The sequence below is a fragment of the Aestuariimicrobium sp. T2.26MG-19.2B genome (assembly GCF_950101875.1).
Taxonomy (GTDB): Bacteria; Actinomycetota; Actinomycetes; order Propionibacteriales; family Propionibacteriaceae; genus Aestuariimicrobium; species Aestuariimicrobium kwangyangense.
Genome location: NZ_CATNLW010000001.1, coordinates 1,183,520 through 1,197,695, shown reverse-complemented (window position 1 = coordinate 1,197,695; position 14,176 = coordinate 1,183,520). Strand labels below are relative to the sequence as shown.

18 protein-coding genes are annotated in these 14,176 nt (G+C 67.4%); 8 read left to right on the top strand and 10 right to left on the bottom strand.

What is annotated here, in order from left to right:
* Positions 1–114: 114 nt before the first annotated feature.
* Complete coding sequence (locus QQZ11_RS05325; protein WP_284549115.1) at positions 115–1,170, bottom strand: LacI family DNA-binding transcriptional regulator; 1,056 nt, start codon at positions 1,168–1,170, stop codon at positions 115–117.
* Positions 1,171–1,485: 315 nt separating this feature from the next.
* Here QQZ11_RS05325 and trxB point away from each other — a divergent pair, with 315 nt between their 5' ends.
* The 4 genes from trxB to QQZ11_RS05305 all read left to right on the top strand — a co-directional run bounded on the left by trxB (position 1,486) and on the right by QQZ11_RS05305 (position 3,998).
* Complete coding sequence (trxB, locus tag QQZ11_RS05320; RefSeq protein WP_022908867.1) at positions 1,486–2,436, top strand: thioredoxin-disulfide reductase; 951 nt, start codon at positions 1,486–1,488, stop codon at positions 2,434–2,436.
* A 137-nt stretch (positions 2,437–2,573) separates the two neighbouring features.
* On the top strand, positions 2,574–2,900 hold the full coding sequence (trxA, locus tag QQZ11_RS05315) for a thioredoxin (protein ID WP_022908868.1): 327 nt from the start codon (positions 2,574–2,576) through the stop codon (positions 2,898–2,900).
* 155 nt (positions 2,901–3,055) lie between these two features.
* The gene (locus QQZ11_RS05310; RefSeq protein WP_026377597.1) at positions 3,056–3,541 is read left to right on the top strand and encodes a hypothetical protein; all 486 of its coding nucleotides are present in this window, start codon (positions 3,056–3,058) and stop codon (positions 3,539–3,541) included.
* Between the two features lie 19 nt (positions 3,542–3,560).
* Entirely contained in the window at positions 3,561–3,998 is a 438-nt protein-coding gene (locus QQZ11_RS05305) for an OsmC family protein (RefSeq protein WP_022908870.1), read from the top strand.
* Here QQZ11_RS05305 and QQZ11_RS05300 read toward each other — a convergent pair.
* Complete coding sequence (locus QQZ11_RS05300) at positions 3,951–4,637, bottom strand: GNAT family N-acetyltransferase (RefSeq protein WP_284549114.1); 687 nt, start codon at positions 4,635–4,637, stop codon at positions 3,951–3,953. The two genes, QQZ11_RS05305 and QQZ11_RS05300, sit on opposite strands and share 48 nt — an antisense overlap.
* Here QQZ11_RS05300 and QQZ11_RS05295 point away from each other — a divergent pair.
* From QQZ11_RS05295 to QQZ11_RS05280, 4 genes are all read left to right on the top strand, one after another.
* Positions 4,636–6,015 carry an aminotransferase-like domain-containing protein gene (locus QQZ11_RS05295; protein WP_446698816.1) on the top strand — a complete coding sequence of 460 codons (1,380 nt, stop codon included), beginning with the start codon at positions 4,636–4,638 and terminating at the stop codon, positions 6,013–6,015. The two genes, QQZ11_RS05300 and QQZ11_RS05295, sit on opposite strands and share 2 nt — an antisense overlap.
* 26 nt (positions 6,016–6,041) lie before the next feature.
* Entirely contained in the window at positions 6,042–7,007 is a 966-nt protein-coding gene (locus QQZ11_RS05290) for a D-alanine--D-alanine ligase family protein (RefSeq protein WP_284549111.1), read from the top strand.
* Entirely contained in the window at positions 7,004–7,753 is a 750-nt protein-coding gene (locus QQZ11_RS05285) for an SURF1 family protein (protein WP_284549109.1), read from the top strand. The genes QQZ11_RS05290 and QQZ11_RS05285 overlap by 4 nt, the downstream gene beginning before the upstream one ends.
* Positions 7,754–7,828: 75 nt before the next feature.
* Positions 7,829–8,314 (top strand): DUF3817 domain-containing protein, encoded by a 486-nt coding sequence (locus QQZ11_RS05280; protein WP_284549108.1) that lies wholly within the window; start codon positions 7,829–7,831, stop codon positions 8,312–8,314.
* A 79-nt stretch (positions 8,315–8,393) separates the two neighbouring features.
* On the opposite strand, the gene QQZ11_RS05275 is transcribed toward QQZ11_RS05280, so the two are convergent.
* From QQZ11_RS05275 to rpmH, 8 genes are all read right to left on the bottom strand, one after another.
* Positions 8,394–9,323 (bottom strand): ParB/RepB/Spo0J family partition protein, encoded by a 930-nt coding sequence (locus tag QQZ11_RS05275; protein WP_284549106.1) that lies wholly within the window; start codon positions 9,321–9,323, stop codon positions 8,394–8,396.
* Positions 9,324–9,351: 28 nt separating this feature from the next.
* Complete coding sequence (locus QQZ11_RS05270) at positions 9,352–10,209, bottom strand: ParA family protein (RefSeq protein WP_446698834.1); 858 nt, start codon at positions 10,207–10,209, stop codon at positions 9,352–9,354.
* Between the two features lie 273 nt (positions 10,210–10,482).
* Complete coding sequence (rsmG, locus tag QQZ11_RS05265; RefSeq protein WP_284549103.1) at positions 10,483–11,139, bottom strand: 16S rRNA (guanine(527)-N(7))-methyltransferase RsmG; 657 nt, start codon at positions 11,137–11,139, stop codon at positions 10,483–10,485.
* Between the two features lie 37 nt (positions 11,140–11,176).
* Entirely contained in the window at positions 11,177–11,806 is a 630-nt protein-coding gene (locus QQZ11_RS05260; RefSeq protein ID WP_446698833.1) for a Jag family protein, read from the bottom strand.
* A gap of 157 nt (positions 11,807–11,963) precedes the next feature.
* Positions 11,964–13,058, bottom strand: coding sequence for a membrane protein insertase YidC (yidC, locus tag QQZ11_RS05255; protein ID WP_026377601.1), 1,095 nt, complete (start codon positions 13,056–13,058; stop codon positions 11,964–11,966).
* Between the two features lie 5 nt (positions 13,059–13,063).
* On the bottom strand, positions 13,064–13,540 hold the full coding sequence (gene yidD, locus QQZ11_RS13595) for a membrane protein insertion efficiency factor YidD (protein ID WP_342395077.1): 477 nt from the start codon (positions 13,538–13,540) through the stop codon (positions 13,064–13,066).
* The gene (gene rnpA, locus QQZ11_RS05245; protein WP_284549102.1) at positions 13,480–13,860 is read right to left on the bottom strand and encodes a ribonuclease P protein component; all 381 of its coding nucleotides are present in this window, start codon (positions 13,858–13,860) and stop codon (positions 13,480–13,482) included. Before rnpA ends, yidD begins: the two co-directional genes overlap by 61 nt.
* 8 nt (positions 13,861–13,868) lie before the next feature.
* On the bottom strand, positions 13,869–14,006 hold the full coding sequence (rpmH, locus tag QQZ11_RS05240) for a 50S ribosomal protein L34 (protein WP_022908883.1): 138 nt from the start codon (positions 14,004–14,006) through the stop codon (positions 13,869–13,871).
* Positions 14,007–14,176 lie beyond the last annotated feature (170 nt).

The window sequence follows — 14,176 nt, the reverse complement described above, 5'->3', positions numbered from 1 at the left end:
CTGCTCCCTGGTTCCGGTGGCCCTCCGCTGTGGGAAAGCGCTTACCGACAGCCTAACGAGAAGCATCGCGTCGACACAACAGGTTCGGTCAAAGGTGTCCACCGGCCGTGCGGGTCAATCGCGGACGAGCGTCCGGGTGCTCTGTCGGAGGACGACCCGGCCGGTGATCGGCACCGTGCGCGGTGCCCCGGTCGAGGGCTGCAGCGCGAGGGCGGCGGCTGCTCGTCCGGCCTCGAACATGGGCAACGCCACCGTCGACAGGTGCGGATGGATGTCACGCAGGGTGGGCACGTCGTCGAAACCGGCGAGCGAGATCTGGTCGGGCACCCCGACCCCGGCCTCACGGCAGGCCGTCAGGGCACCCACGGCCAGCGCGTCCGCGGCGGCAAACACGCAGGTGACAGGATCGGACGTGGCCGAACCCGGCCCGTGCTCGGCCAGCAGGGTCTCCATCGCCGACGAGCCACCGTCACGGCTGAACGCCGAGTGCACCACCACAGGGGCAGGAGCCCCGGCAGCCACCACGGTGTCGACGAATCCCTGGGTGCGGTCGACCGGGGTGTGCAGGTGTTCGGGGCCCGCGAGGATCCCGAACCGTCGGTGCCCCAGGTTGAGCAGTGCGGCGGCGAGATCGGCGGCGCCCTCCCGGTTGGCGATCACCACGGCGTCACCACCCAGCATCGACTGGCCGAGACTGACGACCCGTCCCCCACTGGCCTCGACGGCCTGCACCTGCTCGATCAGGGCCTCGTTGAGCGAGGCGTCGATGGCCCTGGACCCCGCCAGCACCACTCCCCGCACCTGCTGGGCACCGAACATGCGCAGGAACTCCTGCTCGCGCTCGGGCGACCGGTCGGTGATGGCCAGGTTCACCAGGCATGACGACGCGGAGGCCTCGGCGATCACACCCGAGGCAATCGTGGCGAAGTAGGGATCGACGATGTCGGCCACCACCAGCCCCAGCACGTTCGTCCGCCCCCGCGCCATCGCCTGGGCCTGCACGTTGACGACGTAGTCGAGCTCGGCGGCGGCCTGCAGCACCTTCTCAGCCAGTTCGGGGTTCACCTGCCGGGTGCCCGAACCGTTGATGGCTCGCGACGCGGTGGCCAACGACACCCCCGCGCGCTCGGCCACCTGCTTGAGGGTGGCTCGTCCGGCCGATGTGGTCATCGGGCTCCTGTCAGAGGGCGGCACCCTGGATGGGTGGCATCGGGTGTGTGGGATCGGGGCAACGGGGGGATCCGCGCCAGATGGGGCACGTGAGCCGCCTCGCCGTCACCTGGCGTGACGAGAAGGCCTCTGGTGTGCCCCGATTGGCGCGGTTGGCAGCGCGAACATGCGCCAGCAGCGGGAACAATACGCGCTGTCGAGCGCCGGGGAATGAGGGGCCACGACAAGGTGTTGGCCTCAGTAGACTGATGCGCGCATCCGCGCATCCACCGCGGCCCTCCGCCACGGCACCAACGACCCTGAGGGAACCTCCACATGAGCGACGACATCCGCGACGTGATCATCATCGGATCGGGACCAGCTGGCTGGACCGCTGCCGTGTACGCGGCCCGGGCTCAGTTGAAGCCGCTCGTGATCGAGGGCTCGACCGATGCCGGCGGCGCGCTCATGAACACCACGGAGGTCGAGAACTTCCCCGGCTTCACCGACGGCATCATGGGCCCGGAACTGATGGCGAACATGCGCGCCCAGGCCGAGCGGTTCGGCGCCGAGGTCATCACCGATGACGTCACCGAGGTCGACCTGACCGGCCCCGTCAAGCTGGTCACCGACGGTGAGGGCACCGTCCACCGCGCCCACGCCGTCATCCTCGCCACCGGCTCGGGCTACCGCCGACTCGGCATCCCAGCCGAGGACACCTTCTCGGGCCGAGGCGTCAGCTGGTGCGCCACCTGTGACGGCTTCTTCTTCAAGGACAAGGAGATAGCGGTCGTCGGCGGTGGTGACTCCGCCGCCGAGGAGGCCACCTTCCTCACCCGCTTCGCCAAGAACCTCACCCTGATCCACCGTCGCGACGAACTCCGCGCCTCGAAGATCATGGCTGACCGAGTCGCGAACGACCCCAAGATCGACATGGCCTGGAACTCCGAGATCGTCGACCTGCAGGGAGAGGGCTCGCTCAAGTCGCTGACCCTGCGCGACACCAGGACAGGTGAGACACGACAGCTCGAGGTGCAAGGGCTCTTCGAGGCGATCGGCCACGACCCCCGCTCCGAGCTCTTCGTGGGGCAGGTCGACCTCGACGACGCCGGCTACGTCAAGGTCGCGCACCCCAGTACCCGCACGAACCTCACCGGGGTCTTCGCGTGCGGTGACCTGGTCGACCACACCTACCGCCAGGCGATCACGGCTGCCGGTTCGGGCTGCCAGGCTGCCCTGGACGCCGAGAAGTTCCTCGCGGACCTGCACGACGCCGCCCTCGCCTGAGGGCTTCCGCCACGTCGGGCGGCTTCGGTCTTCGTCGAGGTCGCCCCCGGTTTTGACAGACTCACTTGACAGACTCACTGGGCAGACTGGGACACACCACTCCCGGCTCCCCTCCCCCATCCTCCGGAAGGAATCCGATGTCGAACATCACCGAGGTCACCGACCAGACCTTCGAGCAGACCGTGCTGAAGTCGGCCAAGCCCGTGCTGGTGGACTACTGGGCCGACTGGTGCTCCCCCTGCAAGCAGATGTCCCCCATCCTCGACGAGCTGTCGGCGGAGTTCGGTGACCGGGTGTCGTTCGTGAAGATGGACACCAACACCAACCCGGTGGTGCCGGCGTCGCAGGGCGTCATGAGCCTGCCCACCCTCCAGGTCTTCGTCGACGGCCAGGTCGTCAAGCAGGTCACCGGGGGCAAGACCAGGAATGCCCTCGTCAAGTTGTTGGACGAGTTCGTCAACTGACGATGGCCGAACCCGGTCACCGCTCCGGCGGTGGTGAGCCTCCCCTCGTCCGACCCGTGCCGTCGGTGCGTCCAGCGCCGCTGGGCGGACGGAGGCGGCGTCCCGCGCGTGCGCTGCGGGAGGAGGAGCCGAACCGCCGCCGCACACTGGCCGTGATGCTGGTCGCGACGGTCGTGCTCGCCCTGGTGGCAGCCGCCGGGGCCTATCTCGTCAACCGGTGGACGCCGACGGCGACCCAGACGACCACGGTCACCCCTCCCCCACCCCGGGCAACCTGGGCGCTGGAGCTGCCGGTCACGGTCGGGGCCTATTCACGTGATGCCTCCGAGGGGGCGACCCCCAGTCTGGGGACGGATGGCAAGACCACCATCTCGGCTCGCTACTCCAAGGAGGGGCGGCAGGCGGCTGTCGTACTGATGAGCCGCCCGTACAAGAACCTCAAGGAATTCATGACCGTGGCGAACATGAACGCGGTCACCCCGCAGGGAGAGGCGTTGTGCGGCTTCTCCGGCGACTTCAACACCGAGGGCTGCGCGATCCAGCGTGACGACACCGTCATCCTGACCGTCGCCGTGGGCGACACGACCCGCACCGAGTTGCTCGCACTCGCCGACAACGTCGCCGCCCAGGTGGCCAGATGACCGACCGACAGGAGTCCCGATGACCAACGACCAGACCGCCAGCAACCGACGCAGCATCGACCTGACCCGGATCGAGAAGGGGCGATATCGCGCCACCAACTCCCGCGGCGGCAGCCTCGAGTTCGGTTCGGGTGGCACTGGGGAGTTCACGCCCGTCGAACTTCTGCTCGCGGCGATCGCCGGGTGCTCGTCGGTCGACGTCGACCTCGTCACGTCGCGCCGATCGGAACCGACCACCTTCCAGGTGACCACCTCGGCCGAGAAGTCCAAGGACGAGAACGGTGCGGCGATGCTGACCGACGTGCAGGTCTCGTTCACGGTTGACTTCCCCGATGACGAACAGGGACGCCGGGCGGCCGGCATGGTCGACCGCCTGATCCAGCTGAGTCACGAGAAGGACTGCACCGTCTCACGCACGGTCGAGCTGCCGACCGAGGTGACCTTCACCCGCGCCTGAGGGCTCGGGACGAGGCTGCTGCACCCACTCGGCCACCCGCGTCATCGCCTTGCGCCACTGGGGCTCGACGGCCACGGTGCGGTTCAGGTCGATCCGATGCCGTCGCGGGAGGTCGGTGGGCACGAATCCGACCGCTCCGAGGAATTCTGCCGACGGTTCGCAACAGGTGGGCGCCGTGCGTGCCGCGGACGCCTCGATGCAACGCACCTGCCCGGTCAGGCGCGCGGTTAGCGCCTGCACCAGGTGCCGTCCCCAGCCCAGCCGCGCATAGGAGTCGTCCACCCACAGCGCCAACAACGCCGCCGCGTCGGCAGTGCGGGGCGGAGCCGCCAGGGGATGACCCTCGGGGACGGCGAAACTGGGAGCCACCAGGGCATACGCGACCACCTCACCAGACTGGTGGGCTGCCACCCCGCACATGCCCAACCGATCCATCGCCAGCCGGGGCCAGCTGAGCTCCGCCACGGTCACGTCGAGGTGATCACCCGGGCACGAGGGGAGATCGGCCAGATCTGCGGGTGTGAGCGTGCTGATCCGCCTGACCATGTGCCTCCCGTTCCAACCATCTGCGGGCCCCTCCGACGGCGGGACGGTTCCTCGTCCCAAGCCCGCGAGGCCCATCGTATGTCGCTCACTCATGCGGCAGAGTGGACATGTGACTGACGACGACCTGACGACCCTGCCCGCGCCGACCCCTCGTGGGGGCGCCGCCGCAGCCGCCGGGCGTCGTCAGGACACCCGTCTCGACAACTATGTCGACAAGTACGCCGACCGCACCCACAGCATGCAGGCATCGGCCGTCAGGGCCCTGTTCGCCGTCGCCAACCGCCCCGAGGTGGTCTCGCTGGCCGGGGGGATGCCCAACATCGCCGACCTGCCCCTCGACGTGGTGGCACGCTCGATGTCGAACCTGGTCATGACCAAGGGCGCCCAGGCCATGCAGTACGGCTCGGGGCAGGGTGAGCCCGGCATCCGTGAGGCGATCACCGAGGTGATGGCGCTGGAGGGAATCCGCGCCCATCCCGACGACGTGGTGGTGACCTGCGGCTCCCAGCAGGCCCTCGACCTGGTGACGAGGATCTTCTGCAACCCCGGAGACGTTGTCATCGTCGAGGCACCCAGCTACGTGGGGGCACTGACCACCTTCCGCAGTTTCCAGGTCGAGGTCGTGCATGTCGCGATGGACGACGACGGTCTGCAGCCCGACGCCCTCGAGGCGGCGGTCGCGAGTGTGCGGGCCGCGGGCAAGGAGCCGAAGTTCCTCTACACGATCCCCAACTACAACAACCCCTCGGGCATCACCCAGACCTGGGAGCGGCGCACGGAACTGGTCGACCTCGCCCGGCGACTCGACCTGCTGATCGTGGAGGACAACCCCTACGGCCTGCTGTCACTCGACGCGGAGCCGATCCCCGCCATCCGGTCCATCGAGGACGAGCGGGTGCTCTACCTCGGCTCGTTCTCCAAGACCTTCGCACCGGGCTTCCGCGTGGGATGGGTGCTCGCTCCCCATGCGGTCCGCGAGAAGATCACCCTCGCCCAGGAGTCGGCGACGCTGTGCCCGCCGGTGTTCAGCCAGTTGGCGATCGCGGCCTACCTGAACGACCATGACTGGCAACAGCAGATCGTCAGCTTCAAGGACATGTACCGCGCCCGTCGGGACGCCCTGCTCGCTGCCCTGCAGGAGCACATGCCCGAGGGCACCTCGTGGACTCACCCAGCCGGAGGGTTCTTCGTCTGGGTGACCCTGCCCGATGGTCTCGACTCGCAGGCGATGCTGCCGCGGGCGGTCACCGCGAGGGTGGCCTACACCCCGGGAACCGCCTTCTACGCCGACGGTTTCGGGTCGGGTCACATTCGCCTGTCGTTCTGCTACCCGACCCCCGCCGACATCCGCGAGGGGGTGCGCCGCCTCGCCGAGGTGATGAACCGTGAACTCGACCTGCAGCGCACGTTCGGCGTCCATCGCCCGGCGCGGCACGGCATCGATCCCGGTCCGGCACCGGACCTCGCGTGAGCGACCACCAACCGTCAGGAAGCACCATGAGTGGAGGAACCATGACCGATCGTCCCGATGTGATCGTGTTGGCCGGCGGACTGAGCCACGAACGGGACGTCTCGCAGCGGTCGGGGCGTCGGGTCGCGATCGCGCTGCGCCAAGCCGGTCACACGGTGATCGAGTCCGACGTCAACGCCGGGGTGGTCGACCTGGTGCGCTCACACCCGGGCGCCGTGGTCTTCCCCCTGCTGCACGGCGGTGTCGGTGAGGACGGGGCCCTGCGCGAGGTCTTCCAGCTGCTGGGGGTGCCGTTCGTCGGAGCCACGGCCTCCTCATCCCGGGTGACGTTCGACAAGTCGATCGCCACCCCCGTGGTTGCAGCACACGGCGTTCGGACCCCGCGCCAGGTGGCCCTCCCCCACGAGATCTTCCGGGAACTCGGCGCCGCTGCCCTGGTCGACGCCATCGGCGAGACCTTGGGCCTCCCGGTGATGGTGAAGCCCGCTCGCAGCGGGTCCGCCCTGGGCGCTTCCAAGGTCGAGCTGATCGACGACCTGCCCTCGGCGATGGTGTCGGCCTATGCCTACGGCTCGGTCGCCGTCGTCGAGGAGTTCATCAAGGGAACCGAGGTGACCGTGACCGTGCTCGGAGAGGGCGACGAGGCGGAGGCGCTGCCTGCCGTCGAGATCCGTCCGGACTCGGGTGTCTATGACTACGCCTCGCGCTACACGGCCGGGTCGACCCGCTTCGTCACACCTGCCGAGGTGCCGGACGAGGTGGCAGCTGCCTGCGCGGAGCTCGCCCTGTCGGCGTACCGGGCCCTCGGGCTTCGTGATCTTGGTCGCATCGACATCATGATCAACTCCGCTGGCGAGCCCGTCTTCATCGAGGGCAATGTGGCTCCCGGCATGACCGAGACCTCTGCCGTGCCACTGGCTCTGAGCGCCGCTGGACGAGACCTGGGCGAGGTGTGCAGCGCGCTCGTCCGAGGTGCGGCGGCGCGCGGATGAGCGCGGTGGTCCCGTCAACCGGCGTGTCGACGCTCCTCAAGCGGACCATGATCATCCTGGTGGGGCTGGTGGTCGCCGGGGTGATGGTGGTGTTGGGGGTCTGGCAGATGGACACTGCCCGGCTCCACGGCAAGCAGGCGCTCGAGGCCCGCGCCGCGCAACCGGCGGTACCCCTGGAGAGCGAGGCCACCGGCACCAACGTCGACGCGCTCTACGGACGGCAGGTCACCCTGACCGGCTCGTACGTGCCCTCGTTGCAGGTCTACGTCGGGACGAAGTACCCGCTGCGCGTCCTGACGGCCTTCAAGACCTCCGACGGCCGCATCGTGGCCGTGGCCCGGGGTTCCGTGGCCTCGCCCTCGGTGGTCGTTCCTGCGCCCCCGACGGGGACCATCAAGCAGACGGGCCTCGTCCTTCCCTCCGAATCCGCGGTGAGAGGGTCGTTGCCCCTGCAGGACGCACGCCACTCCCCCATCGTCGCCGCCGTCCGTGTTCCAGACCTCGTGCAGACCTGGCCCACCCCGATGGTCAACGGCTTCGTGAGCCTCGGAGAAGCCGACGCACGCCTCAACGGCCTACCCACCCCCGCGGTCACGCTGCCGGATGGTGAGGAGTCGACCCGAAACGCCGGCTACGCGCTGCAGTGGTGGGTGTTCGCTGGAGTCGCTGTGATCGGCTCAGTGGTGATCGCACGTTCGGTCGATCGTGCCCCCGCGAAGGCCGGAGCCCGCCGTACGGGCCTCTGATCGGCGCGTCCCTCGCGTGTCGTGACCACGGATCAGCCTCCAGCCCGTTTCGTCTGGCTGGGTACGCTGTCGGACGTGAGCAATCCTTCGCACGAAGCCCCCGAACAGATCGAAGAGCAGTTGCAGACCCACACCGGTGACGAGGACTTCGTCCCCGGTTCGGCCTCCTCCGGGGGGCGGGAGGTCTACGTGGACGACCTGGACGACGACTCCATCCACCCGGACGACGTCTCGGCGATCAGGAAGTCGCTGCTCTTCTACCGCGTGATGGCCTACGTCGTCGGTGTGTTGTTGGTCGTGCTCGTCTGTGTGGGTGTTCCGCTGAAGTACCTGGCCGACGACGCCCGCGTGGTGACTTGGACCGGGGTGCCCCATGGGTGGCTGTACATGATCCTGATCATCTCCGCCGTCAATGTCGGCCGCCGCGTTCGTTGGTCGTGGACCCGGCTCATCCTGATCGCCCTGGCGGGCACGGTGCCGTTCCTGTCGTTCGTCGCAGAGCACTACGCGACCAAGAACGTCCGGGCAAAGCTGGCGCTGGTCCCACGGACCGACGGCTGAACGCGTTCGATTGATCGGCTTGTCATCTAACCGGTAAAGCACTAAGTGCTTTTATCGACATGAAGACGAGTCGCTTCTTTCAGGGGCGTTCGATGATTCGCATGACCCGCTCCAAGTCATCCTCGCTCGCGAACTCGATGGTGATCTTCCCGCGGTTCTTGCCGATGTCGACCTTCACCCGGGTGTCGAAGTGATCGCTCAGCTCACGCGACAGCTCGAGCGCCTTGGCAGACGGTTCGCGTGATCCTCGCGGACGGCTCGACCTGGTGCCCGTGCCCTCCCCCACAGTCACCAATTCCTCGGTGCTGCGCACAGACAGCCCCTCCGAGACGATGCGCTGGGCCAGCCTCTCCTGGGTTGACGCGTCGTCCACCATCAGCAGAGCGCGGGCATGACCCGCGGAGATCACACCCGCCGCCACTCGGCGCTGCACTCCTGACGGGAGCCTCAGCAAACGGATCGTGTTGGAGATCTGCGGGCGAGATCGTTTGATGCGGCGGGACAGCTCATCCTGGGTGCAATTGAAGTCCTCCAGCATCTGCTGGTAAGCGGCAGCCTCTTCGAGCGGGTTCAGCTGTGCACGATGGAGGTTCTCCAGGAGAGCGTCTCGCAGCAGGTCCGTGTCGTCGGTCCCGCGAACGATGACCGGGATCGACTCCCGCCCGGCAAGCTTCGATGCCCGCAGGCGTCGCTCCCCCATGATCAGCTCGTAGCCGTCTCCCACGTGGCGGACGACGACTGGCTGCAGCACGCCGACCTCTCCGATCGAGTCGGCCAACTCGCGCAACATCTCCTCGTCGAAGACGCTGCGCGGCTGCTTGGGATTGGGAACGATCGACTCGATCGGAACCTCCAGGTACCGCGAACCGTCCGCCAGCGCCGCGCTCTCGCCGTTCTCTCCGGTATCAGTGACCCTGTCGCCGCGCGTTTCACGTGAAACATCGTCGTCAGTGGGGCGGAACAACTCCCCCAGGCCCCGTCCGAGGCCTGTCTGCTTGGGCTTCGCCATGGTGGTCTCCTCGTGTGGTTGGCCGCCGTCAGGCGGAAAGACGTTCTGCCAGCTCGCGCGCAGCGCGCTTGTACGCTTCCGCGCCCGCGGAGCTCGGATCATAGGTGAGCACCGAACTGCCGAAGCTCGGCGCCTCCGCGACCCGAACCGAGCGCGGAATCGGAGTGTGAATGATCTGCTCCCCGAAGTGCTTCATGACTTCATCCGCGACCTGCTGCGAGAGTTTCGTACGGGAGTCGTACATCGTGAGCAGCACGGCCCCCAGGCGGAGATGGTCGTTCAGACCCACCTTGACCCGCTCGATGGTCCTCATCAACTGGGTCAGACCCTCGAGTGCGTAGTACTCCGTCTGGATGGGGACGATGATCTGGTCCGCTGCCACCAACGCGTTCAGCGTGAGCAGACCGAGCGACGGCGGGCAGTCGAAAAAGACCACATCGATCTCATGCGTCGACAGGTAGGAATCGAGAGCGCGCTTCAGGCGGCGTTCCCGACCGTGAAGGTTGACAAGTTCCAGTTCGGCCGCGGCGAGGTCGATGGTGGCCGGGATGACCATGAGGTGGCCCTCCTCGGTCGAGGGGACCGCATGCGAGGCGATGTCGTCGCCGTCAAGCAGTACTTCGTAAGTTCCCGGTGTGCCGGAGGAGTGCTCAACGCCCAGAGCCGTGGATGCGTTGCCCTGTGGATCCACGTCGATCACCAGGACGCGCAAACCGCCGGCCGCGAAGGCCGATGCGAGGTTCACCGTCGTGGTGGTCTTCCCGACTCCGCCCTTCTGGTTGGCGACCACGAACCGCACGGTCTTGGTGGGGCGTGGGAGTGGTGCATGTTCAACCGGGAGGGCGCGGCGTGGGGTCGTGGTTTCACGTGAAACATCAGCGGACACGCGACAACTCCTGCGATAGGGAAGGGGGCCCACCCAGACTAGCGTGATCGCGCAGAGGTTCCGCGGACCGCAACCCCGACAGGCGAAGGGCAACGCGCCTCAGGAAGTCGGCTTGCGCAATCCGCCACGCTAGGTGGAGCGGACAGCCACGGAGTGGCTCGAGACCGAGGGTTTCGACACTCGCCCCGTTCCTCGCCACTACTCAACCCACGTGCAACAGCACGTCGCTGGAAGGGCGAGCGCGCGAGCGTGTCGAGACCACGCCGCGTGACGTCAGCGGTGGACGATCAGCGCCGTCGTTGATTCGGCTGCGGGGTGGGCCCGCACATCCAGCACCTCTGCTGTCAGGTGCAGGCGGTCGAGCAGGCGGCTGGCCTCATCGACCTCGTCTGCGACCGAGGATCCCTTGAGCGCGACCAGGCGGCCCTGGGGGAGCCAGAGATGTTTCGTCCAGGCCAGCAGCTTCGGTAGGGGAGCGACGGCCCTACAGGTGACGACGTCGACGGTCGCCTTCCAGTCCTCGGCCCGGCTGCGCACAACCGTGACCCTGTCGCGAAGGCGCAGTTCGTCCACGGCCAGTTCGAGGAAGTTCGCTCGTCTCAGGAGCGACTCCACGAGGACGACCTCAAGGTCGGGGCGCAAGATGGCCAAGGGGATGCCGGGCAGCCCAGCCCCGGACCCGACATCCGCCATGGACACACCTTGGGCGATCACCGAACTCAGCGCCGCAGAATTGAGCACATGCCGGTCCCAGAGGCGGTCGAACTCACGCGGACCCAGCAGCCCCCACTCGATTCCACGACTTCTCAATATGTCTACATAAAGCTTTATGTATTTGTATCGATCTCCGAACACGGACTGCGCCACTTGCTCAGCAGACAGCCCCGACGCTGACGCATCGGGGCTGCTGCCATCGAACTGCTCGCTCATCGCAGGCTGGTCCGGGAACGCTGCACGAGGGTCCGTCTCACGCTGGCTGGATGACGACGCAGCGCTTGGGCTCGACGCCCTCGGACTCGCTGGTCAGACCGGCGGCCGCCACGGCGTCGTGCACCACCTTGCGTTCGAACGGGTTCATCGGCTGGAGACGCACCTTCTCACCGCTCTGCTTCACCTCGGCGATGGCGTCCTGGGCAATGTCATTGAGCTGCTTGACTCGCTTCTCGCGGTGCCCCGCAATGTCGAGCATCAGGCGTGAACGGTGACCGGTCTCGGTCATGACCGCCAAGCGTGAGAGCTCCTGGAGAGCCGCCAGCACCTCTCCGTCCTTGCCAACCAGCACCTCGGCCTCGGTCACGATCGACACGTGGGCGCGACCGCCCTCGGTGTAGGTGTCGATGTCACCGTCCAGATCGGCGATGTCGAGCAGCTCCTCGAGGTAATCGGCGGCGATGTCGCCCTCCTGGTCGAGTTCATCGCCCGACTCCTCGTCGTCCTCCCCGCCGTCCTTGTTGTCGACAGCGACCTCGTCCGCCCGGTCACTGTAGGCCTCCGGGTCGGCGTCGGTGGTCCGGGCGACAGCGTCCTCGTCCGGGACTGGGGGAGAGTCAGGGGACGCGGGCGAGTCAGGGGACGCGGGCGAAGCCGGCGACTCCACCGGCTCGGCGGACCCCGCCTCGAAGGGCTCGACCCGATCACTCTCGAACGGGCTCGGCTGCTCTGTCATGTGGTTCTCCTGTTCAGCACCTCGGCCGACTGTCCGTGGCCTCGGAAGGATCCTCGACACGGACGGCCCGTGTCGGTGGGGGAGTGGTTCAGTTCTTGCGCTTCGAGCGCGAAGCGCGGTTCGGCTGCTGGCGGGTGACGACGGTTCGTCCCTGACCGTCGGTGCGGGTCGTCTGACGCACAGTCTGACGCGTCACACCCTGGCGTGCCACCGCTGCCGTCTCGGTTCCGTCCTCGCCGACCTTGATGGCCATGTCGGCCACCTTGGGCTTGCCGAGACGCTTCTCACGGCGCTCACGCTCGATCTGGTCGGGGTCGAGCCCCTTGGCGCGCATGCGCTCCTGCCAGTCGACGTAGGCGGGCGTGTTCGGGGAGGGGTTGCGGTGGATCAGCAGCCACTGCTGCACGTAGGTCCACAGGTTGCTCGTCAACCAGTAGATGAGCACGCCGATCGGGATGTAGACACCACCGAAGGCGTACATCACCGGGAACATGTAGAGCATCATTCGCTGCTGTTGCGCCATCGGACCGGTGAGGGCCTCGGGCGGCATGTTCTTGCGCATGAGCTGCAGCTGGGTGAGGAAGAGCACGGCGGTCATCGCCACGATCAGCACCAGGCAGAGGATCTGGGTGGCGCCGAACCCGTTGCTGATCGGCCAGAACCGGCCAGCCAACTGGGCGCCGAAGATGTTGGCGTGCTGCAGCGAGTCCATCAGACCGGGGTTGTCGCGGAAGAACTGACCGCGAGGGACGCCGCGGGAGGCGCCGTCGAGCACGCGGAACAGTGCGAGGAAGATGGGCATCTGCAACAGCAGCGGCAGGCAGGAGGCGGCGGGGTTGATGCCCTCCTCCTTGTACAGCTTCATCATCTCTTGACCGGCACGCTCGCGGTCGTTGCCGTACTTCTCCTGGAGCGCCTTCACCTTGGGCTGGATCAGCTGCATGTTGCGGGAGGAGTTGATCTGGCGCACGAACAGGGGGATCAGCGCCAGTCTGATCACCACGGTCAGGCTGATGATGGCGAGCGTCCAGGCCCACCCCTCGTGCTGGCCGACGACCGGGAGCCACAGACGGTGGAACAGGGTCACCAGACCCGACACGGCCCAGTAGAGGGGCTGCATCATGGCGCTGATGATGTCGCGCAGGCTGCTCCAGATCGAGAGCAGAATCACCATGTTGATCAACGACGTCACAGAGTCACCTCAGGTTGTGCAGTGGTGGTGGGGCGTGGTGCCCCTGATGGTTCGGTGGTGGGCTCGGCGTCCGAGTGCCCTGGGATGGTGGCTTCAGCGGGTTCGCGCGATGCTTCGGCGGGGTGCGGCGTCGGGCCGGGGTCGGCCTTCTGCTGCTGTTCAAGAATCCATTGTGCCGCCTCAGGAGTGCCCGGCACGGGGTCGTATCCCCCCGCCGACCACGGATTGCACCGCAGCAGGCGCCAGATGATGAGGCCTGACCCCTTCAGGACACCGTGCACCTCGACGGCCCTCAACCCGTAGGCCGAGCACGACGGGTGGTACTTGCAGACATTGCCGTAGAGCGGCGAGATGAGCAGCCGCCACAGCTTGATGAAGCCGAGCAGCAACCAGGTGATCGGCCGCACGCGCCTCACGGTGCCGTCCCCCGCGCGGGCGTTGAGGTGGAGAGTCGTCTCACGGTGGCCTGCCAGGCACCGGCGAGGTCTGAGGCGAGAGTGTCGGACGTGGCGGAGGCGGCTGCCGGGAGCGCCCGCACCACGACGTGCAGATCGCTCGACGACTCGACGAGAGGACGACTCAGGTGCCTCAGTCGGCGCTTGACGCGGTTGCGGACCACGGCCCCGCCCACGGACTTGGACACAACAAAGCCCACCTGGGTCGAAGGGACTCCAGGAGGGCTGTGATGCGTGCGTGCATGCACGACAAGCGTGGGACGCGCGACCCGAACACCTTGGCGCACCGTGCGGCGGAAGTCGTCCGACGCCCGCAGGCGCGCGGCAACCGCCAACACCGGACGACTCAGGCGGACAGTTCGGCGCGGCCCTTGCGGCGGCGAGCGGCCAGGATGGCGCGGCCGGCACGAGTCCGCATCCGGGTGCGGAAGCCGTGGGTGCGGCTGCGGCGACGGTTGCTGGGCTGGAAGGTGCGCTTGCTCACGGGATTGCTCCGTAGGTGTGTCGTGGAACCTCGCCCGGACGGGCGCAGGGGGAAGAGGCCGCTGCTCGGCAGCGACTGGTCAACGATACGCAATCGGCTGGGCGCGGAGCAAACCGACCGGACCACCTCGAACCACCAGCAAAGAATTACACGCATGTAGTCCAGTCGAC

Coding starts and splice junctions, on each gene's coding strand:
- trxA (WP_022908868.1), top strand. CDS start 2,574: ATGTCGAACATCACCGAGGTCACCGACCAGACCTTCGAGCAGACCGTG.
- QQZ11_RS05290 (WP_284549111.1), top strand. CDS start 6,042: ATGAGTGGAGGAACCATGACCGATCGTCCCGATGTGATCGTGTTGGCC.
- QQZ11_RS05275 (WP_284549106.1), bottom strand. CDS start 9,323: ATGGCGAAGCCCAAGCAGACAGGCCTCGGACGGGGCCTGGGGGAGTTG.
- trxB (WP_022908867.1), top strand. CDS start 1,486: ATGAGCGACGACATCCGCGACGTGATCATCATCGGATCGGGACCAGCT.
- QQZ11_RS05305 (WP_022908870.1), top strand. CDS start 3,561: ATGACCAACGACCAGACCGCCAGCAACCGACGCAGCATCGACCTGACC.
- QQZ11_RS05310 (WP_026377597.1), top strand. CDS start 3,056: ATGCTGGTCGCGACGGTCGTGCTCGCCCTGGTGGCAGCCGCCGGGGCC.
- QQZ11_RS05325 (WP_284549115.1), bottom strand. CDS start 1,170: ATGACCACATCGGCCGGACGAGCCACCCTCAAGCAGGTGGCCGAGCGC.
- QQZ11_RS05285 (WP_284549109.1), top strand. CDS start 7,004: ATGAGCGCGGTGGTCCCGTCAACCGGCGTGTCGACGCTCCTCAAGCGG.
- QQZ11_RS05300 (WP_284549114.1), bottom strand. CDS start 4,637: ATGAGTGAGCGACATACGATGGGCCTCGCGGGCTTGGGACGAGGAACC.
- QQZ11_RS05295 (WP_446698816.1), top strand. CDS start 4,636: ATGCGGCAGAGTGGACATGTGACTGACGACGACCTGACGACCCTGCCC.
- rsmG (WP_284549103.1), bottom strand. CDS start 11,139: ATGAGCGAGCAGTTCGATGGCAGCAGCCCCGATGCGTCAGCGTCGGGG.